The organism is Pseudomonas sp. GW822-FHT01E03, assembly GCF_058802985.1.
Genome location: NZ_JBXAOQ010000007.1, coordinates 232,035 through 253,678, shown reverse-complemented (window position 1 = coordinate 253,678; position 21,644 = coordinate 232,035). Strand labels below are relative to the sequence as shown.

Sequence of the window (21,644 nt, the reverse complement as noted above, 5' to 3'; positions counted from 1 at the left end):
CCCCCCATCGCGAGCAAGCTCGCTCCTACGGGTCGATTTGATCCAGCACCCGGTTCGCCGTGATCTCCGCCAGCATCACGCTGTTGGAAATCCCCAGCAACGCATTGCGCGACCCTCCGTCCAGGTGATCCACCAACTGATGGACCATCACATCGACCGACGCGAGGGTTTCGACCAGATAAACCATCAAGGTTTCGGGACTCGCCTGCGGGTCCACGGTGAACAGGGTACAGGGGGCACGCGGTGTGGCTTTGATATCGGCTATCGAGGGGATGTGAAAATCGGGGGCGGCTTCGTTGAGCCTGCTTGAGTCGGGTTCAGGTGGGGAGACCGGATCGGCCTCCGGTGGGTTTGGCGTTACCTTGAACATGATCTTCAATTCCTGAGTGATGCGGTCACCGCTTCGCGACTAAACGAAGGGGTGGCAGCTGTACGCAGGTTAGTCGACCGGGGAATTGAAGAAGCCGGCGCACCCGAAGGTGCCCTGCGCACAGCCACCATCAAATACAGGTGTAAATACCTGTCTGACGGACACTTGTGCGACTTCAATTACCACCAGGCGACTAAACCCGATCACTGATGGGCAGTGACACGAATCAAGTTACCGACGGCCTGCGAGGCGCACAAGCCGGCGGATTCTGGCGTAACCGTAGGCAACGGCGCAAGGTCTTGTAGCTTGCATGAAGTAACCTTAAACACCTTTAAACAAACACTCTCCGACGATGTTGAGTGACATGGCGCACTTGCCCGGATTGATGAATAAACCTCATGAACCCTTGCCGATTTACCCGTCTAGTACTCATCCGTTAGCTCGCTTACTGTTTCCCCGGCGGTCCTGCACCCAGCCGATACCACTGACGTGCAGCCTGACCATCAAAAGCGGGAATTTGGGGTGAAACCACCCCGCCCGTTGTGCGCTCGTTCCTGACGGCCCACGACCTGAGAGGGAAAACCATCATCCCCTTCAACACCCACGGCGGCTGCCTCGCAGTTGGCTGACCCGCCTTTAGGAGCAACATTGATGAATCCCTTGATCGCCCCATTGGTGGCCTTATCGCTCATGGCCGGGGAAGCCTGCGCCCAGTCCTCCAACGGGATCCGCATCACCCACGCCGGCTCCCAGCCCTCCGTCAAGGGCGCTGCGGAAAACTTCACCGGCACGGTTCGGGTTGATGGCCTGTTCAAGGGGGACTCCCCTGCCCGCATCGGCGGTGGCACGGTGACCTTCGAACCCGCCGCCCGCACGGCCTGGCATACCCATCCGCTGGGGCAAACGCTGATCGTCACCGCCGGAGTCGGCTACGTGCAGCAAGAGGGCGGCCCACGTCAGGAAATCCGTCCGGGCGACATTGTCTGGATCCCGCCGCAAACACGTCACTGGCATGGCGCGACGGCCACCCACGGAATGACTCACATCGCCATCGCCGAAGCCGAGGACGGCAAGGCTGTCACTTGGGCGGAAAAAGTCTCGGATGCGCAGTACGAAGGTCAATCGCCCGCGCAGGGCTTGTAGCTGTTTGTTGTAGATCAACCTCACTCGAGCACCGCCTGCCAGGCAGTGATGAGCAATGGATGGAGCTTTCACGATGACCACTGATACACCGATTGCACATCGCAAGACCGGTGCCCTCCCCGCGCTGATAGCCCTGTGTCTGGGCCTTGGCTTGATGTCGGGTGTGGCCACTCAGAACGCCGAGGCATCGCAACCCATGACCAGCACACAACCTGCGGCACAAACGCTGTCGGCCAGGCAACAGGCCATTCCACTGATCGCAGCGTTCATGGCGACCAGTGACATGCCCAGGCTCAACGCTGCCTTGAACCAAGGCCTGGATGCCGGCCTGACGGTCAGCGAGACCAAGGAAATCCTGGTGCAGCTCTACGCCTATGTCGGCTTCCCCCGCAGCCTCAATGCGTTGAATGAACTGATGACGGTGGTGCAAGCGCGCCAACAACGCGGCATCCAGGATGCGCCTGGACGCGAACCCAGCCGCGCCATTGCAACCGGTGAGGCATTGCTCGCGGCAGGAACGGCCAATCAAACCCGAATTTCCGGTGGCCCGGTCAAGGGGCCGGTGTTCGATTTCGCCCCGGTCATCAACCGGTTTCTGCAAACCCACCTGTTCGGCGACATCTTCGAGCGCGACAACCTCGACTGGCAAAGCCGCGAGCTGGCGACCGTCGGCGCTCTGGCCGCAACGCCGGGTGTGGAGTCGCAGTTGCGCTCGCACATGCGGGCGAGCCTGCGGGTGGGGTTGAGCGTGGAGCAATTGCGCCAAGTCATCGAGGTACTGGCCGAGCACGGCGATGGACAATCCGCCAAACGTGCAGGCACAGCCCTGACACAGGCACTTGCTGCCTCGGGAGGTTGAACATGAAGACTGGAAAAAACCTGCTGAACATCACCCTGCTGAGCGTGCTTGCCGCCTATGCAAACCATGCCAATGCCGCCGCCCCCTTGATGATTCAGGAGCAAGGCAGCTTCGCCGCCGGCGGGACGATGATCACCGCACCGGGCTCGTTCAATCCGCGCAAACCCATGACCCCTGATGGCCAGACTTACCACGGCGACCATGCCTACACCTTCTACCAAATCCCGGTCGATGCGCGAAAACTGCCCATCGTCATGTGGCACGGCGCAGGCCAGTTTTCCAAGACCTGGGAAACCACCGCGGATGGCCGCGAAGGCTTCCAGAATATTTTTCTGCGGCGCCAGTTCGGCGTGTATTTGATCGACCAGCCGCGTCGTGGCGATGCCGGCCGCAGCATGGTCGAAGCAACGGTCAAGCCTGTCCCGGACGAGCAGCTCTGGTTCAACCAGTTCCGTATAGGTCTGTGGCCCAACTATTTCGAAGGTGTGCAGGTTGCCCGGGATGCGCAAACGCGCGATCAGTTTTTCCGCGCGATGACGCCGAATACCGGTCCGTTCGACATGGGCGTGGTCTCCAATGGCGTGTCGGCGGTCTTCGACAAAATCGGCCCCGGCATCCTGTTCACGCACTCTCAGGGTGGCGGGCCTGGTTGGTTGACGGCGATCAAGAACAACAAGGTCAAGGCCATCGTGGCTTTCGAGCCAGGCAGCAGCTTCGTCTTCGCGCAGGGTGAAGTACCCGCGCCGATTCCCAGCGCGTTCGACACGGTACAAGGCGCAGCGGTGCCGATGGATCAGTTCATGGCGCTCACGCGCATTCCGGTCCTGATCCTCTACGGCGACAACATCCCGGAGCAAGCCGTCGACCTGCCCGCTCAGGACAGCTGGCGCGCCCGACTCACCATGGCCCGACTTTGGCGCGATGCCGTCAACAAACACGGCGGTGACGTGAGGCTGATCCACTTGCCGGAGATTGGCATCAAGGGCAATACCCACTTCCCCATGTCGGATCTGAACAACGTGCAGATCGCGGACCTGGTGTCCGGGTTTCTGACAGAAAAGCATCTGGATTGACGGCTTCAGCACATTTTTAACGCGCCTTTTAATGCTCCGGAGACACTTATGAGAAACACAATTTTGAAAGCCTCGCTGATGGCCGCCATGGTCGGTATTTCTGCTGGCGAAGCCGGCGCCGCCGACTACAAAAAGAACCCATTCACCCTGGCTTACGACGGTGCAATTACCAAGAATGAACCCGGCAAGGTCAACATCCATCCGGTCACCTACAAGCTCAATGGCCTGGACATCGCTGCCAACGTCTACACCCCTGCCAACTACGATGCGAAGAAGGCTTATCCGACGGTGGTGGTGGCGCACCCCAATGGCGGCGTGAAAGAGCAAGTCGCCGGTTTGTATGCCCAGCGACTGGCTGAACAAGGCTACATCACGATTACCGCCGATGCCGCGTATCAGGGCGCAAGTGGCGGACAACCGCGCAGCATCGACAAGCCGGCGTACCGCATCGAGGATATCCACGGCATGGCGGACTTCATCACCCAGTATGCTGGCGTCGACGGCAAGCGTCTGGGCCTGCTCGGCATCTGCGGTGGCGGTGGCTACTCGTTGGCCGCCGCGCAAACCGACAAGCGATTCAAGTCGGTGGCGACCGTGAGCATGTTCAACTCTGGCCGGGTGCGTCGCAATGGCTACAACGACTCGCAACTGGGCACCATCGAGCAACGCCTGCAACAGGCTTCCGCTGCCCGCGCCCAGGAAGCGGCCGGAGGTGAAGTGCTCTATTCGGGCGATGCCAACCTCACCGATGAGCAGATCGCCAAACTGCCGTTCGAGCTGTATCGCCAGGGTTATGAGTACTACTGGAAGACCCATGCCCACCCTGATTCAACCTTCAAATACACCACGAGCAGCCTGCTGGACCTGATGCGCTTCGACGCCACCAACCAGATCGAACTGATCAATCAGCCATTGCTGATGATCGCCGGCAGCAAGGCCGACAGCCTGTACATGACCCAGGATGCGTTCCCCAAGGCCACCGGTACGAAAGACAAAGAGTTGTTCATCATCGACGGTGCAACGCACATCGAAACCTACTGGGTTCCCAAGTATGTGGACGCAGCACTCGGCAAGTTGACGCCGTTCTACGCAAGAACCTTGTGATTGGTTCGTTGGGGTCGCGCATCCATGCGTAACCTGATTACATGGAATAATCCCGCGCTCCGCATGAGAGGCTCTCATCAATGTCCCGCGCCAATCTCAACGATCTGCAAGCCTTCGTGGTCATTACCCGCGAAGGCAGCTTCACTCGCGCCGCCGCACAACTGGGCGTCTCGCAGTCCGCGCTGAGCCACACCATGCGCGCTCTCGAAACCAGGCTCGGCGTTCGCCTGCTGACCCGAACCACGCGCAGCGTATCCCCCACAGAGGCTGGCCAGCGGCTGTATCAGTCCATGGCGCCGCGCTTCGACGAAATTGAACTTGAACTGGCTGCGGTCAGCGAGTTTCGCGATACCCCGGCAGGCAACGTGCGGATTTCAGCCTCCGAACATGCGGCGAACAACATCCTTTGGCCCAAGCTGTCGAAGGTGCTTCCCGACTACCCGGACATCAAGGTCGAAATCACCGTCGACTACGCCCTCTGCGACATCGTCGCGCAGCGCTACGACGCGGGCGTGCGCCTGGGCGATCAGGTGGCCAAGGACATGATCGCCGTCCCGATCGGCCCCCCGTTGCGCATCGCCGTAGTGGGGTCTGCCGAATACTTCAAACAGCGGCCGTATCCGAATGAGCCAAGGGATTTGGCCGCACATAATTGCATCAATTTGCGCCTGCCCACCCACGGGAACCTGATGCAATGGGATTTTGAGAAGGACGGTCACGAACTCAAGGCGCGTGTCGAAGGACAATGGACGTTCAACAGCAGCGTGCCGATCCTGCGCGCTGCTGTCGCCGGATGCGGGCTGGGGTTCCTGCCAGAAGATATGGTAGCCAGGGAGCTTGCCGACGGAAGCCTTGTGCGGGTACTCGAAGACTGGTGCCAGCCTTTTGCCGGTTACCACCTTTACTACCCCAATCGCCGTGAGCATTCTTCAGCGTTCGGCGTAGTGGTGGACGCGCTGCGTTACAAGCGCTGAGTCGTCCATGGTCAACATGCCTGGATGGCACGGATGAAATACGTGAGTGATTCCAGTTTCAAATAAACACTGGGAGATACTCGGGTTGATCTAGGCTTGAATGAAATCACGCGGGAAAAAAACCATGTCCCTCGCTCCCGGAAATCTATTGGCCCTGGTTTTGGGTGTCTTTTGCACAGCCGTGTACGGACAAGGGGTAGCAGACACCGATTCCCCACCGGCAATACTTCCATTGGCATCCGAGACTGCGCCAAAACTCATTGCCTACCCGCCGCTTGCCGAGCCCCTTGCCCGCGGTGTTGTCATTATCCAGTATCGAACAGAACACGCCAGGATCATGCCGGTATTTGGCAAAGCAGCTGTTGAAGTATCACCACGTCTCGGTCACCTCCACGTGACGGTTGACGACTGGAAAGGCACATGGGCGCACACCAGCGAAGACCCGATTATCCTGGTTGGACTGACGCCCGGCACTCACAAGGTTCTTCTTGAAGTGGCCGACCCGACTCACAAAATCCTCGCCAGTACGACAGTGAGTTTTATAGTGCCGGAGAAGAAACCGGCGGACGCTCCCCACATTGACAATGATCACGCAGTAAAACCATGACGATTGAGTGTTCATAGTTGACTGCGGTGGTGTGAGTAGCCCCTGATTTCGAAAACACATCTGACCAACTACTTCGCTTTACTTCTGGCTGCACAACTCCCCCTCTCAGGGTGACGGTAGATAGCCCATCACACGTGACTCGCCCATCAGCAGCGGGCGATTCAGTTCCGCACAAGCACGCAAGTACTCGGCCACCAGAGTGACCCGCTTCAGCTTGCGCAGGTCCTCGCTGTAATACATCCAGAACTGCCGCGTGATCTCCACTTCACCGGGCAGCACTTCGCACAGGCGGGGATCGGGGCCGGCGAGGAAGCAAGGCAGGATCGCCAGCGCCCGCCCTTCCAGGGCTGCGTGGTAATGAGCCACCACGCTGGTGCTGCGCAGGCGACTGTTGGCGCCGGGCATCAGGTCGTTCAGGTAGAGCAGCTTGAAGCTGAAGGCCAGATCCTCGACGTAGGTCACGAACGGGTGAACGGCCAGGTCCTCGCGACAGCCGATCGTCGGATGACTGGCCAGGTACTCCGGCGTCGCATACAGACGCAGGCGGTAGTCGCACAATCGCGAGCACACATAGGGACCGCGCTCGGGCCGTTCCAGGGTGATGGCGATGTCCGCCTCGCGCCGTGACAGGTTGATGAAATGCGGGACCGGCAAAATGTCCGCCGAGATATGCGGGTAGTGCTCGAGGAAGTGGCTCATCTGCGCAGTGATGAAACAGGTCCCGAAGGCTTCGGTACAGCCGATGCGCAGGTGCCCGGCGAGCCCCCCGGTGGTGCCGAAAACCTGCTCGCAGGCTACCAGCAGCGTACTTTCCAGGGATTCGGCGTGGCTGACCAGACGCTGCCCCTCCACGGTCAGGACAAAACCTGCGGTTCGCGACTTCTCGAACAACAGAGCACCCAGACACTGCTCCAGGGCGCGGATGCGCCGCGACACCGTGGTGTAGTCCACCCCCAGGCGGCGAGCTGCACCGCTGGCGGTGCGGGCACGGGCGACCTCGAGGAAGAAACGCATGTCGTCCCAGTTCAGTGGGTTCTGCGTTGTGCTTTTTTGCATATCCATCGGGCTTTTCTGCCAATACATATGGGAAATATGCACTTATATACTCGCATCTCACCCAACTTGGCCAGCGTCGTTTTCAGGCCAGGAAAGCCCCCCACCCCAATAATAAATACCGAGGGCTGACAGCATGAGCGCATGGATAAACACCGGCTTGCACGCCGGACTCAAACAGCTGCGCAACAGCGCAATCGCGGCCACGGTTCTCGTCTGCCGTTGGCCCGATCCGCTGCTCGCCGCGCCGCGGATCGGGCTCGCCCTCCTGCACCGCCCTCTCTCCACCGCAAGGTCATCCGGGCGGCAATAACTCCAGCACATCAGCATTCAGGTGGCGTCCCGCATGGGGTCGCTGCCCGGGTACCCGTACGCCCCTCAAAAGGCCGAACAACAAAAACAACTAGAAATGCGGAGCCGCACCATGACGACCGACCATCCGAACCACGTCCAGACCTGTGCACTGGTCAGGGCCAACCCCAAGTTCCACCGCCTCGCGCGCCAGCGTGCACTGCTGGCCTGGACGCTGAGCGGCGCGGTCCTGGCTATCTATTACAGCTTCATCATGGTGGTGGCTTTCGCCCCTGCCTGGCTGCACCTGCCGCTCTACGACGGCAGCCACCTCAGCCTCGGCATGCCAATCGGCGTGACGATCATCCTGTTGTCCTGGCTACTCACCGCCTGGTACGTGCACAGCGCCAACACCCGCTTCGACGTACTCAGCTCGCAGATCCTGCAGGAGTCCCGCGCATGAAACGCCTGTCCGCCCTTCTCGCCCTCAGCCCTGTGCTGGCCCATGCCGAGCCCATCATTGCGCAGAAGCAACCGCTCAACCTGCACGCCATCAGCATGTTTTTCGTCTTCGTCCTCGCCACCCTGCTGATCACCTGGTGGGCGGCACGACGCACCCGCTCCGCCGCCGACTTCTACAGCGCCGGTGGCGGCATCACCGGCTTCCAGAATGGCCTGGCAATCGCCGGTGACTACATGTCGGCGGCAACTCTGCTGGGCCTGTCGAGCCTGGTCTTCGCCAAGGGCTACGACGGCTTCGTCTACATCATCGGCTTCTTCGTCGGCTGGCCCATCGTCACCTTCCTGATGGCCGAACGCTTGCGCAACCTGGGGCGCTACACTTTCGCCGACATCGTCTCCTACCGCCTCGATCAAACCCGTGTGCGCAGCTTCGCCGCCCTCGGATCGCTGACCGTGGTGTGCTGCTATCTGGTGGTGCAGATGGTCGGTGCCGGTCAACTGATCAAACTGCTGTTCGGCCTCGACTACCGCACGGCGGTGGTGGTAGTCGGACTGCTGATGCTGGTCTATGTCATCTTCGGCGGCATGCTCGCCACCACATGGGTACAGATCACCAAGGCGGTCCTGCTCCTGGCGGGCGGCACGACCCTGGTGCTGATGGCCCTGAGTCGCTTCGATTTCAGCTTCGAGACGCTGGCCGCCCAGGCTGTGGCCGTGCATGCCAGCGGCGTGCAGATCATGGGCCCGGGCACCTTGCTGGCCGACCCGATCAACGCGGTGTCCCTATCCCTTGGACTGGTCTTCGGCATTGCCGGCCTGCCGCACATCCTGATGCGCTTCTTCACGGTGCCCAATGCCAAGGAAGCGCGTAAATCCGTACTGTTCGCCACGGTGTTCATCGGTTTCTTCTTCCTGGTGGTCTGCGTCCTGGGCTATACCGCCATCGTCATCGTCGGCACCGATCCTCAGTACTACGTCGATGGCAAGCTCGGCGGGGCCATGATTGGCGGCAGCAATATGGTAGCCATGCACCTGGCAAAGGCAGTGGGTGGCAACCTGTTTCTCGGTTTCCTCTCTGCCGTGGCTTTCGCCACCATTCTCGCAGTGGTGGCTGGCCTGGCCCTGGCCGGTGCCTCGGCCATCTCCCATGACCTTTACGCTTCGGTATTGAAGAAGGGCTGCGCCGACGAGAAACAGGAAATGCGCGTGTCGCGCATCGCCACCATCTGCCTGGGCATCGTTGCGATCGCCCTCGGCATTCTGTTCGAAGGCCAGAACATCGCCTTCCTGGTCGGCCTGACGTTCGGCATCGCCGCCTCGGCGAATTTCCCGGTACTGATCATGGCCATGTACTGGGGCGGCCTGACCACCCGCGGCGCCCTCTATGGCGGCCTGACCGGCCTGGTCAGCGCACTGGCCCTGGTGATCGGCTCGCCGTCGGTGTGGGTCGGCGTACTGGGGCATGCCCAGGCGCTCTTCCCTTACGACCAGCCCGCGCTGTTCTCCATGCCACTGGCCTTCCTGGTCATAGTGGTCGCTTCCAGGCTTGACCGCAGCGAACGCGCCGACCGCGAACGCGCCGCCTATGCCGACCAGTTCGTCCGTGCCCAGACCGGCCTTGGAGCTGCCATGGCCAGCAGTCACTGACGCTGCTTTTTCCGGGGCTGACGCCCCGAGCGCGAGTCCGCTCCTTTGCTTCGCGCTTTTTTACGCCCGACCTGCGCCGCTCGGCGCAGGACACCCCAGAAGCGCCCCTCCCTCGCCAACGCCAAGCGGCGCGGGAGCGGCTCGTCGACAACAAAAACAACAAAAGGCAACCAATGAAACCCACCACCCTCACCCTGTTCCTGGCCGGCACCGGACTCGCCGCACAGGCTCACGCCGATTTCTTCGCAGACAGCACGGCCAGGCTGGAAACGCGCAACTTCTACTTCAACCGCGACTTCCGCCAGGCCAATGCCACCCAGTCCAAGCAAGAAGAATGGGCCCAGGGTTTCCTGCTTCGCTACGAATCCGGCTATACCGACGGCATGATCGGCGTCGGTATCGACGCTCTTGGCCAGCTCGGCGTCAAGCTCGATTCCAGTCCCGATCGCTCCGGCTCCGGCCTGCTCAAGCGCGATAACGAGCCGCCCAAACGCGCCAAGGACGAGTATGGCGAACTGGGCCTGACGGCCAAGTTCAAAGCGTCCAACAGCGTGCTCAAGCTCGGCACCCTGACCCCGAAGTTGCCGGTGCTGCTGGCCAATGACTCGCGCCTGTTGCCGCAAACATTTCGCGGTGGCCAGTTGAACGTCCAGGAGATCAAAGGCCTGAGCGTCGATGCCGGGCGCGTGGATCGGGTCAACCAGCGCGACTCCTCGAACTACGAGAAAATGGCGATCACCACCACCGGCGCCAAGGGCATTGTCAGTGGCCAAGCCCGCAGTGATGCCTTCAATTTCGCCGGCCTTGCCTACCAGTGGAACGACCGGCTAAACACGGGCTACAACTACGGCGGCCTGGACGACTTCTACCACCAACACCAGTTCAGTCTGGTCCACGTGCTGCCGCTGGGCGCAGGCCAGACGCTCAAGAGCGACCTGCGCTACGCCCGCTCCACCGACGACGGTAACAGCAACATCGACAACAACGCCTTCGGCGCCATGTTCACCTATGCCCTCGGTGGCCATGCCTTCGGTCTGGGCTACCAACGCATGAGTGGCGACACCGGCTTTGCCTACGTCAATGGCAGCGACGCCTACCTGGTCAACTTCGTGCAGATCAACGACTTCGCCAACAAGGACGAGCGTTCCTGGCAGGCGCGCTACGACTACAACTTCGCGGCGCTCGGCATTCCCGGCCTGACCTTCATGACCCGCTACCTGGCCGGCGACAGCATCGATCTGGGCGCCCGCAGGCCTGAGGGTCGCGAATGGGAGCGCGACACCGACATCGGCTACGTGGTGCAGAGCGGCCCGCTGAAAAACCTCGGTCTGAAGTGGCGCAACGCTACGGTGCGCACCGCCCACTTCGGTAACGATCTCGACGAGAACCGCCTGATCCTCAGCTATACCCTGGCGCTCTGGTAAGCCCCCGCAAAAGGCGGGTGCCGCTCACATCGCTTGACGGTGCGGGCAGCACCCGCCTTGTGCATTTCTGGCGCATCGGGGATGCCGCCAGCCTGTGTTTTTTTGCACAACGCACGGGACTTTTTGAGCATTCTTATTTGATTTATGCATGCCTATACTCGATTCAACCGCCTGGTCATGAACCAGGTCAGTCCCAATAAAAATAAACAGGGCACCCACCGTGAAGCCATTCTTGCTTGCCGTCGTCTCCCCACGTTCAGGTACCCGCGCGCGTCTCGGGAGACTCCAATGAACAACAACTGCCAACCTTTCCTCGCCGCCCGAGACTTCCTGCTGGAACACCGCACCGATTACGCCACAGCTGTGCGTGATTTCCGCTGGCCACAGTTGACCGAGTTCAACTGGGCTCTGGATTACTTTGACGCCATGGCCGAGGGCAACCAGGCCAATGCCCTGTGGATCGTCGAAGAGGACGGCAGCGAACAACGCTACAGCTTCCAGCAACTGGCCGCGCGTTCCAATCAGGTGGCCAATCACCTGCGTGCCCTCGGCGTGCGCCGTGGCGAACGCATCCTGCTGATGCTCGGTAACGACGTCGCCCTGTGGGAAACCATGCTGGCCGCCTTCAAACTCGGCGCCGTGGTCATTCCCGCCACCGCCCTGCTGACCCCTGAAGACTTGCGTGATCGCATCGAGCGTGGCCATGTGCGTCATCTGGTGGTCGGCGCCGCTCATGTCGACAAGTTCGACGGCCTGGGTGAAGGCTGCAGCCGCATCTGTGTTGGCCCGGCCCCCGCAGGCTGGACCCCGCACAGCGCTGCCAGCGAATATTCCGAACAGTTCGAAGTCGAGGGCCAAACGCTCGCCACCGACCCGATGCTGCTGTACTTCACCTCCGGCACCACCTCCAAGCCGAAGATGGTGCTGCACAGTCACCAGAGTTACCCGGTCGGCCACCTATCGACCATGTACTGGATCGGCCTGCAGCCGGGCGACCTGCACCTGAACATTTCGTCCCCGGGCTGGGCCAAGCACGCCTGGAGTTGCCTCTTCGCACCATGGAATGCCGGCGCCTGCATCTTTATCCACAACACCGCACGCTTCAGCGCGCAAGCCCTGCTCGGCGTGCTGGAACGCTACGGCGTCACCAGCCTGTGCGCGCCGCCTACCGTGTGGCGCATGCTGATCCAGGAAGACCTGGCCAGCTACAAGACACGCCTGCGCCTGCGTGAACTGGTGGGCGCCGGTGAGCCGCTCAACCCGGAGATCATCGAGCAGATCCTGCACGCCTGGGGCCTGTTGCTGCGCGACGGTTTCGGCCAGTCGGAAACCACCGCCCTGGTCGGCAACACGCCTGGCCAGCGGCTCAAGCCGGGGTCCATGGGCCGTCCGCTGCCGGGCTACCGGGTGACCATGCTCGACCCTGATGGCGTGCCGGGTAACGAAGGCGAAGTGGCCCTGCCGCTGGATGTGCGCCCGCTCGGCCTGATGCTGTGCTACGAGGACAGCCCGGAAAAGACCGCCGAAGTGATGCGCGACGGCTACTACCGCACCGGCGACACCGCGCAGATCGACGAAGAGGGCTACATCACCTTCGTCGGCCGCGCCGACGACGTGTTCAAGGCTTCCGACTACCGCATCAGCCCCTTCGAACTGGAAAGCGCGCTGATCGAGCACCCGGCGGTAATGGAAGTGGCCGTGGTGCCAAGCCCCGACCCGGTGCGCCTGGCAGTGCCCAAGGCCTATCTGATCCTGGCCCATGAAGCCCAGGGCAGCCTCGAACTGGCCGGCAGCATCTTCGCTTTCGCCCGCGAGCACCTGGCGCCCTACAAGCGGGTGCGGCGCATCGAATTTGTCAGCGAGCTGCCCAAGACCATCTCCGGGAAGATCCGCCGGGTGGAACTGCGGCAAATGGAAACGCAGCGCCGTCAGGGCGACGCACGTGGCCCGCAGGAATACTTCGAAGAAGATTTCCCGCAACTCAAGGGCTGAACCCAGGCTGGTACGCCGGCCCTTCTGAATCCAAATCCGACCGCTCGGCCATCCAGGCCGAGTGGCTTAACTCGACCCAAAGAAAGTAGGCAGAACTGAAAATGACCTCTTCCAGCATTCCAAGCGTCAAGCTTCTCATCAACGGCGAATTCGTCGAATCGCGCAGCACTCAGTGGCGCGACGTAGTCAACCCGGCCACCCAGGAAGTCCTGGCCCGCGTCCCCTTCGCCACCGCCGAGGAAATGAACGCCGCCGTCGCCAGCGCCAAGCAAGCCTTCAAGACCTGGCGCAAGACCCCGATCGGTACCCGTTCCCGTGTCTTCCTCAAGTACCAGCAACTGATCCGCGAGAACATAAAGGAACTGGCCGCCCTGCTGACCGCCGAGCAAGGCAAGACCCTGCCTGATGCCGAAGGTGACGTGTTCCGCGGCCTGGAAGTGGTCGAGCACGCCGCCAGCATCGGCAACCTGCAGATGGGCGAGTTGGCCAACAACGTGGCCAACGGCGTCGACACCTACACCCTGCTGCAACCGCTGGGCGTGTGCGCCGGCATCACCCCGTTCAACTTCCCGGCGATGATCCCGCTTTGGATGTTCCCGATGGCCATTGCCACCGGCAACACCTTCGTCCTCAAGCCGTCCGAGCAGGACCCGCTGGTGACCATGCGCCTGGTGGAACTGGCGCTGGAGGCCGGTGTACCCAAGGGTGTACTCAACGTCATCCACGGCGGCGTCGACGCGGTGAACCTGATCTGCGACCACCCGGATATCAAGGCCGTGTCCTTCGTCGGTTCGACCAAGGTCGGCACCCATGTCTACAACCGCGCCACCCAGAACGGCAAGCGCGCGCAATGCATGATGGGCGCGAAAAACCATGCCATCGTCCTGCCCGATGCCAACCGGCAGCAGACCCTGAACAACCTGCTGGGCGCCTCCTTCGGCGCCGCCGGCCAGCGCTGCATGGCTCTGCCCGTGGTGATCCTGGTCGGTGAAGCGCAGGCTTGGCTACCGGACCTGATTGAGCGAACCAAGACCCTTAAGATCAACGGTGGCACCGAGCCGGGCACCGACATCGGCCCGGTGATTTCCTGCGCCGCCCTGGACCGCGTCAACGGCCTGATCGCCAGCGGCATCGAAGAAGGTGCAAAGCTTGAACTGGATGGGCGCAACCCGAGCGTGCCGGGCTACCAGGACGGCAACTTCGTCGGCCCGACCATTTTCTCCGGCGTCACGGCGCAAATGTCCGTGTACCGCGAAGAGATCTTCGGCCCGGTGCTGTGCGTGATGCACGCCGCCAACCTGGATGAGGCAATCGAGATCATCAACGCCAACCCGAACGGCAACGGCACTGCCCTGTTCACCCGTTCCGGCGCTGCCGCGCGTCACTTCCAGGAAGAGATCGACGTCGGCCAGGTCGGCATCAACGTGCCGATCCCGGTACCGGTCCCGCTGTTCTCCTTCTCCGGTTCGCGCGCCTCCAAGCTGGGCGACCTAGGTCCCTACGGCAAGCAAGTGGTGACCTTCTACACCCAGACCAAGACGATCACCCAGCGCTGGTTCGACGAGGACGACACCAGCGGCGCGGTGAACACCACCATCACCCTGAAATGACCTTTGCCGGCCGGCGCCTTGCGTCGGCCGACGACAAGCGCGCGCAGGATTTCCTGCGCCACTGCCCCCTATCGTAAAAGGTAGCCAACATGCATATCGGATTTCTCGGCCTCGGCAACATGGGTGGCCCAATGGCCCGTAACCTGCTCAAGGCTGGCCACAGCCTGACCGTCTTTGATCCCTTCCCCCAGGCGGTCGCCGCCCTGGTGGAGGCCGGCGCCAGCTCCGCCGACTCGCCCGCCGCCGTGGCCAAGGCCAGGGTCGAGGTGATCATCACCATGCTGCCGACCGCCGAACACGTGAAGCAGGTCTATCGCGGCAAGGACGGCCTGCTGGCCAATATCGGCCCAGGCGTGTTGCTTATCGACAGTTCGACCATCGACCCGCTGAGCACCCGCGAAGTGGCCAAATATGCCCTTGCCCAAGGCAACCCGATGCTCGACGCGCCGGTATCCGGCGGCACCGGCGGCGCGGCGGCAGGCACCCTGACCTTTATGGTCGGTGGCCCGGACAGTGTGTTCGACCAGGCCCTGCCGATCCTATCGGCCATGGGCAAGAACATCGTGCACTGCGGCGCAGCTGGCAACGGCCAAGTGGCCAAGATCGCCAACAACATGCTGCTCGGCATCTCCATGGTCGGCGTCGCCGAAGCCATGGCCCTGGGTGTGGCCCTGGGTATGGAAGCCAAGGTGCTGGCCGGGATCATCAATACCTCCAGCGGTCGCTGCTGGAGCTCGGAGGTCAACAATCCGTTCCCGGATGTACTGGAAAACGCGCCGGCCTCACGCGGCTACAGCGGCGGCTTTGGCAGCGACCTGATGCTCAAGGATCTGGGCCTGGCCACCGAAGCGGCCAGGCACGCGCGTCAACCGGTCGCGCTCGGTGCTGTAGCCCAGCAGCTGTACCAGACCTTCAGCCTGCAAGGTAATGGCGGCCTGGACTTCTCCGCCATCATCCAACTGTTCCGCGGAGAAGCCTGAGCATGAGCGAGCAGCAAGCCCCGGTGCTGGCCAGCGTACGCAACCGCGTCGGCCACCTGACACTGAATCGGCCAAGCGCGTTGAACACCCTGGACCTGCCCATGGTGCGCCTGCTATGCCGGCACCTGTGGGCTTGGGAACAGGACCCGCAGATCGTCGCCGTGACCATTCGCGGCGCCGGTGAAAAGGCCTTCTGCGCCGGTGGCGATATCCGCATGCTGTACGACAGCTACAAGGCCGGCGACAACCAGCACGAGCTGTTCCTCGAGCAAGAGTATGCCCTCGACGAATACCTGCATGGTTACACCAAGCCCGTGCTGGCGCTGCTCGATGGTTTCGTCCTCGGCGGCGGCATGGGCCTGGCCCAGGCCGCCTCGCTGCGGGTGATCACCGAGCGCACGCGGATGGGCATGCCGGAAGTCGGCATCGGCTTTTTCCCCGATGTCGGTGGCAGCTTTTTCCTGCCGCGCCTGCCGGGGGAACTGGGAACCTATCTGGGCATCACCGGCTGCCAGGTGCGTGCCGCCGATGCCCTCTATGCGAACCTTGCCGACTACTACCTGCCCAGCGAACGGCTGGCCGAGCTGGATGCCTGTCTCGACCACCTGAACTGGACCGCTGCGCCCGACGAAGACTTGCAGGACTTGCTTGCCGACATGGCCACAGAGCGTCTTGCCGGGTCCGAGCTCAAGGCCTGTCGCCAGGCGATCGACGAGTATTTCGCCTTGCCCGATGTCCAGGCCATTCGTACCGCGCTGCAGCGTGAACAACGCCCCGAGCTGCAAGACTGGGCCGAGCAGACGGTGAAACTGCTCGACAGCCGCTCGCCATTGGCGATGGCCACGACGCTTGAGTTGTTGCGCCGTGGTCGTTACCTGAGCCTGGCCGAGTGCTTCGCTCTGGAGTTGCACCTGGACTACCAGTGGTTCGACAAGGGCGACCTGATGGAGGGTGTACGCGCCCTGATCATCGACAAGGACAAGCGCCCACGCTGGAACCCGCCAACCCTGGCAGAGCTGGAACCTGCCCGGGTGCAGGCCTTCTTCAACGAGTTTCAACGCGCCTGCGGCAAGCCCGTACGCACCGCCTGATCGGCAGGAGACTTTGCAATGCACGATATCGAATTGACCGAAGAACAACGCATGATCCGCGACATGGCGCGTGACTTCGCCCGCAGCGAAGTCGCGCCGCATGCCCAGGCCTGGGAGAAGGCCGGCTGGATCGATGACGCCGTGGTGGCGCAGATGGGCGAGTTGGGCCTGCTGGGCATGGTCGTGCCGGACACCTGGGGCGGCAGCTACACCGACTATGTGGCCTACGCCCTGGCCGTGGAAGAAATCTCGGCCGGCGACGGTGCCCTCGGCGCGCTGATGAGCATCCACAACTCGGTAGGCTGCGGCCCCCTGCTGAAATACGGCACCCCCGCGCAGCAGGACAGTTGGCTGCCGCTGCTGGTCAGTGGTCAAGCGATCGGCTGCTTCTGCCTGACCGAGCCACAGGCTGGCTCCGAGGCGCACAACCTGCGCACTCGTGCCGAACTGCGCAACGGTCAATGGGTACTCAATGGCGCCAAGCAGTTCGTCAGCAACGGCAAGCGCGCCAGGCTGGCCATCGTCTTCGCCGTGACCGATGCGCAACTGGGCAAGAAGGGGCTGTCGGCCTTCCTGGTACCGACCGACAACCCCGGCTTCGTGGTCGACCGCAGCGAACACAAGATGGGCATCAAGGCCTCCGATACCTGCGCGGTGACCCTGAACAACTGCACCATCCCCGAGGCCAACCTGCTGGGAGAACGCGGCAAGGGCCTGGCCATTGCCCTGTCCAACCTGGAAGGCGGCCGCATCGGCATCGCCGCCCAGGCCTTGGGCATCGCCCGCGCCGCCTTCGAGGCAGCCCTGGGCTATGCCCGCGAACGCGTCCAGTTCGGCAAGCCGATCATCGAGCACCAGAGCGTGTCCAACCTGCTCGCCGACATGCACACCCGACTCAACGCCACCCGCCTGCTGATCCTGCATGCGGCGCGCCTGAAAAGCGCCGGGCAACCGTGCCTGTCCGAAGCCTCCCAGGCCAAGCTGTTCGCCTCGGAAATGGCCGAGCGCGTGTGCTCCAGCGCCATGCAGATCCATGGCGGCTACGGTTACCTGGAAGACTACCCGGTAGAGCGCTACTACCGCGACGCGCGCATCACCCAGATCTACGAAGGCACCAGCGAAGTCCAGCGCCTGCTGATCGCCCGCGAACTGAGCCACTACGCGCTCTGACCTCCTCCAGCCGGACGCGACTGCCGCGTCCGGCTTTTCCCTGTCTTGCCCCTTGTGGAGCTGCCCATGCCCGGCTTGCGCAATATTTCCATTAGCCGCCGTCTGTGGCTGATTTTGCTGACATCCATCCTGATGCTGCTGATACTCGCCGGCCTGATGCTCAAGCAGAGCTATAACGACCTTTATACCGCCAAGGCGCTGAAAACCCGCCACGTGGTCGAGACCGCCAGCGGCATCCTGCGTCACTTCCAAAGCCTGGAAGGCCAGGGCCTCAGTCGTGAGCAGGCGCAGCAGCAGGCCATCGCGGTCATGCGCGACTTGCGCTACGACCGCGAGGATTACTTCTGGCTCGAAGACCTCGACACGCGAATGGTCATGCACCCCAATGCCGGGCTCGAGGGCAAGCGCATGGCCGGTACACTCGATCCGGACGGCAAGGCGCTGTTCGACGAAATGGTCGCCACGGCCAAACGCGATGGCGCCGGCCTGGTGCACTACCGCTGGCCCAAACCGGGTTCCGACGCGCCGGTGGAAAAGGTTTCCTACGTCGAATTGTTCAAGCCCTGGGGTTGGATTGTCGGCTCGGGGATCTACATAGACGACGTGCAAGTCGAGTTCCGCCGCCAGTTGATTCAGGCCTGCGTCATATTGCTGACGATCGCCCTGCTGCTCAGTGCGCTGATCCTGCTGATTGCCCGCAGTATCGCCTCGCCACTGGCGCGGGTGGTCGATGCGATGGAGAACATCGCCAGCGGCGAAGCCGACCTGACCCGCAATCTGGATAACCGCTGGCGCGATGAACTGACAGACTTGAGCGGCCATTTCAACGTGTTCACCAACAAGCTGCGTGGCGTGATCGGTCAGTCCATACAGTCCGCTGACAGCCTGGACCAGGCTTCGAAGTCGCTCGGCGAAATCGCCGCCGATAGCCAGAACCACAGCCAGCAGCAATCGCAGCAGATGGAACTGGTGGCCGCCGCCATCCACGAGGTCTCCTACGCCGTGCAGGAAGTGGCGAAGAACGCCGAGCACGCTGCCAACGAAGTTCGCCAGGCCGAAGAACAGGCACGTCGGGGCCAGCACAACATCGACATCAGCCTGCTCCAGATCGACCAGTTGTCCGATACCATCGGCCAGGCCGTCGAGGTGATCCAGAGCCTGGCCCGGGAAAGCACCCAGATCGGCAGCGTGCTGGAAGTGATCCGCGCCATCGCCGAGCAGACCAATCTGCTCGCGCTGAACGCCGCCATCGAGGCGGCGCGCGCTGGCGAACAGGGTCGCGGCTTCGCTGTGGTAGCAGACGAAGTGCGCCTGCTGGCCCAGCGCACCCAGCAGTCCACCGCGCAAATCCAGGACATGATCGAACGCCTGCACGGCAACTCGCAAGCTGCAGTAGATGTCATCAATGCCAGCAGCCAAGCCGCTCGACAAACCGTGGAACAGGCCCACCAAACGGCTGAAAGCCTGCACCAGGTACTCGGCGCACTGCGCAATGTCACTGAACTGAACGCCTCGATCGCCAGCGCCACCCTGGAGCAGTCACACGTGGTCGAGGACATCAACCAGAACGTGACCCGCGCAGCCTCCCTGGCCCACGAAAGTGCCCAGGCAGCAGACCGGTCCAACGAGGCGAGCCAGGAACTGGGCCAACTTGCGGGTCAGCTCAATCGGCTATTGGGACAGTTTCGCGTATGAGGTCGATGAGTCACATGCAGCCCTCCAAAACCCTTTTTGCCGTGCCTGTCGACGAAGAACGCAATACGCGTTACCTGGAAACCCGGCACAAGGCTGTCGAGCTGTTCGCCAGGCATGGTTTCAGCCGAGTCAGCATGCGCGACCTGGCCACTTGCCTGGGGATCACCGCTGGCTCCCTCTACAACCACATCGATAGCAAAGAGGAACTGCTGTTTGAGTTGATCGAGGAGCTCTACGAAGCGTTGCTTGACGGCGCCAGCCTGGTGACCCGTCGCAAATCCGCCCCCACTGTACGACTGCACGGCCTGCTTGAGGCGCACCTGCGGCTCCACGAGCGTATGGCCGCGCATTTCCGCCTGGCTGAGTACGACCTCCATTGTTTGAGCTGCGAACAGCAAGCCTCGATTCTGACCCTGCGCCGACGCTACGAGCAGCATCTGGTGGAGACCATAGACCAACTCACCGGTAAACCGGCTAGCGTCACCCGGCGCGCGACCGTAAGCGGCATCGTGTCCTTGCTCAATCAACTACCGGCCTGGGTTGGGCAGCCCAAGGCCGGCATTGGAGCACGCCGCAAGCTGCTGCATGAGATGGTGATGAGTACCCTGCAGGGTGCATTGCGGGCAACTGAGGCGGCAGTCATTCACGCATCGCCCTCCTCCCTGGCACTTAAATAAGTACCTGATTCCGACACCCTCTGCCGGCAGCCGACAAACCCTCGGATTTTATTTTCTTACTCTCCACTGGCCCCGATGTTCATCGCTTCACGTCGGGCCAATCAGTCCTGCCACTGCACACCCCACCATAAGCTCCAGCCCAGCGGGCTATGGGTCGGGTGTAAGGAGAATAAAAATAATGAATCCAGGTTTTACATCATCACTCAACCACTTGCTCGATGCTGCCACGGCTGGATCGCAGCGCGTCCCAGGCGTAGTCGCGGCAATAGTCGGGCGTGACGGTCTGGTCTATGAGGGTGCGTCAGGTCAACGGACGCAGGGTCAAGCCCCTGCCATGACGACCGACAGCGTTTTCGCCATGTTTTCCACGACCAAAGCGATAACCGCCACGGCGGTGCTGCAGTTGTTCGAAGAGGGCCGACTGGATCTCGATGCGCCTGCCAGGAACTATGTGCCGATGATCGGCGAACTGAAGGTGCTCGAGGGGTTTGATAGCGACGGAACACCTCGCCTTCGCGCCCCCAGAAAACACATCACCACTCGAATGCTTCTGCTTCATACGGCCGGTCTGGGTTATGAGTTCTTCAACGAAAACTACAACCGACTAGCCCAGGAACAAGGACAACCCAGCATCATCAGCGGGTCGTTGGCGGCGCTTCAAACACCCTTGCTGTTTGAGCCTGGTGAACAGTGGGAATACGGCTCCAACATGGATTGGGCCGGCCTGGTGGTCGAGGCCATCACCGGCAAGCGTCTGGGTGAAGTCATGCAGCAGCGTATTTTCGAGCCGCTGGGCATGACCGATACCGCCTTTACCATGACCCCGTCGATGCTCCAGCGGCGAGCCAGCATGCACCAACGCGCAGAGGATGGATCGCTTTGCGCACTCGAGGATTTCATCCTTCCACAGGCTCCCGAAGTGCACATGGGAGGCCATGGCCTGTATTCGACCGTGAAGGATTACTGTCAGTTTATCCGTGCCTGGCTCAACGATGGGCAGGGGGATCACGGACGGATTCTCAAACCGGAAACGATTCGTTTCGCGGAAAAAAATGGTCTCGAAAACCTGAAAGTAAAAGCCCTTCCCGGCGTTATCCCCAGTCTCACCAATACCGCAGAGTTCTTCCCGGGCATGCCCAAGTCGTGGGCGATGAGTTTCATGATCAACGATCAAGACGCCCCCACCGGTCGCCCTGCGGGTTCTTTGGCGTGGGCCGGATTGGCCAATCTTTTCTATTGGATCGACCGCAAGAACGGCATCGGCGGTTTTTGGGCCACCCAGATATTGCCGTTCGCCGATTCCGTTTCGGTCAATGCCTATCTGGATTTCGAAACGGCGGCCTACCGCTATCTGACCCGCTGACCCGGCACTGATTCGATGCAGATCGCATGAGAGCCCCCCGGGGCTCCAGGCGATGCTGC

19 protein-coding genes and 2 pseudogenes are annotated in these 21,644 nt (G+C 61.9%); 19 read left to right on the top strand and 2 right to left on the bottom strand.

All coding sequences use genetic code 11. The annotated features are described in order from the left end of the window. Positions 1-25: 25 nt before the first annotated feature. Positions 26-370, bottom strand: a complete 345-nt coding sequence (locus AC1RP7_RS16390) for a DUF6124 family protein (protein WP_340317437.1) — start codon at positions 368-370, stop codon at positions 26-28. Between the two features lie 515 nt (positions 371-885). Here AC1RP7_RS16390 and AC1RP7_RS16385 point away from each other — a divergent pair. The 7 genes and pseudogenes from AC1RP7_RS16385 to AC1RP7_RS16355 all read left to right on the top strand — a co-directional run. After that, positions 886-981, top strand: a pseudogene (locus AC1RP7_RS16385) (flavodoxin); the annotation flags it as partial. Between the two features lie 40 nt (positions 982-1,021). After that, positions 1,022-1,513, top strand: a complete 492-nt coding sequence (locus AC1RP7_RS16380; RefSeq protein ID WP_429521441.1) for a (R)-mandelonitrile lyase — start codon at positions 1,022-1,024, stop codon at positions 1,511-1,513. Positions 1,514-1,586: 73 nt separating this feature from the next. Further along, positions 1,587-2,372 carry a carboxymuconolactone decarboxylase family protein gene (locus tag AC1RP7_RS16375; RefSeq protein ID WP_493182720.1) on the top strand — a complete coding sequence of 262 codons (786 nt, stop codon included), beginning with the start codon at positions 1,587-1,589 and terminating at the stop codon, positions 2,370-2,372. A 2-nt stretch (positions 2,373-2,374) separates the two neighbouring features. Next, positions 2,375-3,445, top strand: coding sequence for an alpha/beta hydrolase (locus tag AC1RP7_RS16370; RefSeq protein WP_493182719.1), 1,071 nt, complete (start codon positions 2,375-2,377; stop codon positions 3,443-3,445). 48 nt (positions 3,446-3,493) lie between these two features. Further along, positions 3,494-4,549: an alpha/beta hydrolase gene (locus AC1RP7_RS16365; protein WP_492624147.1), complete on the top strand. Its 1,056-nt coding sequence runs from the start codon at positions 3,494-3,496 to the stop codon at positions 4,547-4,549. An 80-nt stretch (positions 4,550-4,629) separates the two neighbouring features. Further along, complete coding sequence (locus AC1RP7_RS16360) at positions 4,630-5,523, top strand: LysR family transcriptional regulator (RefSeq protein WP_340317447.1); 894 nt, start codon at positions 4,630-4,632, stop codon at positions 5,521-5,523. Positions 5,524-5,647: 124 nt separating this feature from the next. After that, positions 5,648-6,130: a DUF6130 family protein gene (locus tag AC1RP7_RS16355; RefSeq protein ID WP_493182717.1), complete on the top strand. Its 483-nt coding sequence runs from the start codon at positions 5,648-5,650 to the stop codon at positions 6,128-6,130. Positions 6,131-6,235: 105 nt separating this feature from the next. Here the strand turns inward: AC1RP7_RS16355 and AC1RP7_RS16350 are convergent, their stop codons facing one another. Further along, on the bottom strand, positions 6,236-7,213 hold the full coding sequence (locus AC1RP7_RS16350; protein ID WP_090456025.1) for a LysR family transcriptional regulator: 978 nt from the start codon (positions 7,211-7,213) through the stop codon (positions 6,236-6,238). Positions 7,214-7,607: 394 nt separating this feature from the next. On the opposite strand from AC1RP7_RS16350, the gene AC1RP7_RS16345 reads away from it, so the two are divergent. From AC1RP7_RS16345 to acmB, 12 genes and pseudogenes are all read left to right on the top strand, one after another. Next, positions 7,608-7,937: a DUF485 domain-containing protein gene (locus AC1RP7_RS16345; protein ID WP_090456027.1), complete on the top strand. Its 330-nt coding sequence runs from the start codon at positions 7,608-7,610 to the stop codon at positions 7,935-7,937. Further along, complete coding sequence (locus AC1RP7_RS16340; protein ID WP_493182716.1) at positions 7,934-9,583, top strand: cation acetate symporter; 1,650 nt, start codon at positions 7,934-7,936, stop codon at positions 9,581-9,583. The genes AC1RP7_RS16345 and AC1RP7_RS16340 overlap by 4 nt, the downstream gene beginning before the upstream one ends. 173 nt (positions 9,584-9,756) lie before the next feature. Beyond that, the gene (locus AC1RP7_RS16335; RefSeq protein ID WP_493182715.1) at positions 9,757-11,007 is read left to right on the top strand and encodes an OprD family porin; all 1,251 of its coding nucleotides are present in this window, start codon (positions 9,757-9,759) and stop codon (positions 11,005-11,007) included. A gap of 288 nt (positions 11,008-11,295) precedes the next feature. Further along, entirely contained in the window at positions 11,296-12,999 is a 1,704-nt protein-coding gene (locus AC1RP7_RS16330; RefSeq protein ID WP_493182713.1) for an AMP-binding protein, read from the top strand. A 101-nt stretch (positions 13,000-13,100) separates the two neighbouring features. Beyond that, the gene (locus AC1RP7_RS16325; protein WP_150813951.1) at positions 13,101-14,609 is read left to right on the top strand and encodes a CoA-acylating methylmalonate-semialdehyde dehydrogenase; all 1,509 of its coding nucleotides are present in this window, start codon (positions 13,101-13,103) and stop codon (positions 14,607-14,609) included. 89 nt (positions 14,610-14,698) lie between these two features. Beyond that, positions 14,699-15,589, top strand: coding sequence for a 3-hydroxyisobutyrate dehydrogenase (gene mmsB / locus AC1RP7_RS16320; RefSeq protein WP_493182711.1), 891 nt, complete (start codon positions 14,699-14,701; stop codon positions 15,587-15,589). A gap of 2 nt (positions 15,590-15,591) precedes the next feature. Continuing rightward, complete coding sequence (locus tag AC1RP7_RS16315; protein ID WP_493182710.1) at positions 15,592-16,680, top strand: enoyl-CoA hydratase/isomerase family protein; 1,089 nt, start codon at positions 15,592-15,594, stop codon at positions 16,678-16,680. An 18-nt stretch (positions 16,681-16,698) separates the two neighbouring features. Next, complete coding sequence (locus AC1RP7_RS16310) at positions 16,699-17,850, top strand: acyl-CoA dehydrogenase family protein (RefSeq protein WP_493182708.1); 1,152 nt, start codon at positions 16,699-16,701, stop codon at positions 17,848-17,850. Between the two features lie 66 nt (positions 17,851-17,916). Beyond that, positions 17,917-18,687: pseudogene (locus AC1RP7_RS16305) on the top strand (cache domain-containing protein); the annotation flags it as partial. A gap of 123 nt (positions 18,688-18,810) precedes the next feature. Further along, positions 18,811-19,545 carry a methyl-accepting chemotaxis protein gene (locus AC1RP7_RS16300; RefSeq protein ID WP_462687492.1) on the top strand — a complete coding sequence of 245 codons (735 nt, stop codon included), beginning with the start codon at positions 18,811-18,813 and terminating at the stop codon, positions 19,543-19,545. Continuing rightward, on the top strand, positions 19,542-20,222 hold the full coding sequence (locus AC1RP7_RS16295) for a TetR/AcrR family transcriptional regulator (protein WP_493182704.1): 681 nt from the start codon (positions 19,542-19,544) through the stop codon (positions 20,220-20,222). Before AC1RP7_RS16300 ends, AC1RP7_RS16295 begins: the two co-directional genes overlap by 4 nt. Before the next feature lie 178 nt (positions 20,223-20,400). Then, entirely contained in the window at positions 20,401-21,585 is a 1,185-nt protein-coding gene (gene acmB, locus AC1RP7_RS16290) for a methyl acetate hydrolase AcmB (protein WP_493182702.1), read from the top strand. The last annotated feature ends 59 nt before the right edge of the window (positions 21,586-21,644 follow it).

What these genes read in the sequence shown, in the direction of transcription:
- mmsB (WP_493182711.1), top strand. Translation starts at nt 14,699, where the DNA reads ATGCATATCGGATTTCTCGGCCTCGGCAACATGGGTGGCCCAATGGCC.
- AC1RP7_RS16370 (WP_493182719.1), top strand. Translation starts at nt 2,375, where the DNA reads ATGAAGACTGGAAAAAACCTGCTGAACATCACCCTGCTGAGCGTGCTT.
- AC1RP7_RS16310 (WP_493182708.1), top strand. Translation starts at nt 16,699, where the DNA reads ATGCACGATATCGAATTGACCGAAGAACAACGCATGATCCGCGACATG.
- AC1RP7_RS16345 (WP_090456027.1), top strand. Translation starts at nt 7,608, where the DNA reads ATGACGACCGACCATCCGAACCACGTCCAGACCTGTGCACTGGTCAGG.
- AC1RP7_RS16365 (WP_492624147.1), top strand. Translation starts at nt 3,494, where the DNA reads ATGAGAAACACAATTTTGAAAGCCTCGCTGATGGCCGCCATGGTCGGT.
- AC1RP7_RS16300 (WP_462687492.1), top strand. Translation starts at nt 18,811, where the DNA reads ATGGAACTGGTGGCCGCCGCCATCCACGAGGTCTCCTACGCCGTGCAG.
- AC1RP7_RS16380 (WP_429521441.1), top strand. Translation starts at nt 1,022, where the DNA reads ATGAATCCCTTGATCGCCCCATTGGTGGCCTTATCGCTCATGGCCGGG.
- AC1RP7_RS16390 (WP_340317437.1), bottom strand. Translation starts at nt 370, where the DNA reads ATGTTCAAGGTAACGCCAAACCCACCGGAGGCCGATCCGGTCTCCCCA.
- AC1RP7_RS16330 (WP_493182713.1), top strand. Translation starts at nt 11,296, where the DNA reads ATGAACAACAACTGCCAACCTTTCCTCGCCGCCCGAGACTTCCTGCTG.
- AC1RP7_RS16315 (WP_493182710.1), top strand. Translation starts at nt 15,592, where the DNA reads ATGAGCGAGCAGCAAGCCCCGGTGCTGGCCAGCGTACGCAACCGCGTC.
- AC1RP7_RS16340 (WP_493182716.1), top strand. Translation starts at nt 7,934, where the DNA reads ATGAAACGCCTGTCCGCCCTTCTCGCCCTCAGCCCTGTGCTGGCCCAT.
- AC1RP7_RS16295 (WP_493182704.1), top strand. Translation starts at nt 19,542, where the DNA reads ATGAGGTCGATGAGTCACATGCAGCCCTCCAAAACCCTTTTTGCCGTG.
- AC1RP7_RS16335 (WP_493182715.1), top strand. Translation starts at nt 9,757, where the DNA reads ATGAAACCCACCACCCTCACCCTGTTCCTGGCCGGCACCGGACTCGCC.
- AC1RP7_RS16355 (WP_493182717.1), top strand. Translation starts at nt 5,648, where the DNA reads ATGTCCCTCGCTCCCGGAAATCTATTGGCCCTGGTTTTGGGTGTCTTT.
- AC1RP7_RS16375 (WP_493182720.1), top strand. Translation starts at nt 1,587, where the DNA reads ATGACCACTGATACACCGATTGCACATCGCAAGACCGGTGCCCTCCCC.
- AC1RP7_RS16360 (WP_340317447.1), top strand. Translation starts at nt 4,630, where the DNA reads ATGTCCCGCGCCAATCTCAACGATCTGCAAGCCTTCGTGGTCATTACC.
- AC1RP7_RS16350 (WP_090456025.1), bottom strand. Translation starts at nt 7,213, where the DNA reads ATGTATTGGCAGAAAAGCCCGATGGATATGCAAAAAAGCACAACGCAG.
- AC1RP7_RS16325 (WP_150813951.1), top strand. Translation starts at nt 13,101, where the DNA reads ATGACCTCTTCCAGCATTCCAAGCGTCAAGCTTCTCATCAACGGCGAA.
- acmB (WP_493182702.1), top strand. Translation starts at nt 20,401, where the DNA reads ATGAATCCAGGTTTTACATCATCACTCAACCACTTGCTCGATGCTGCC.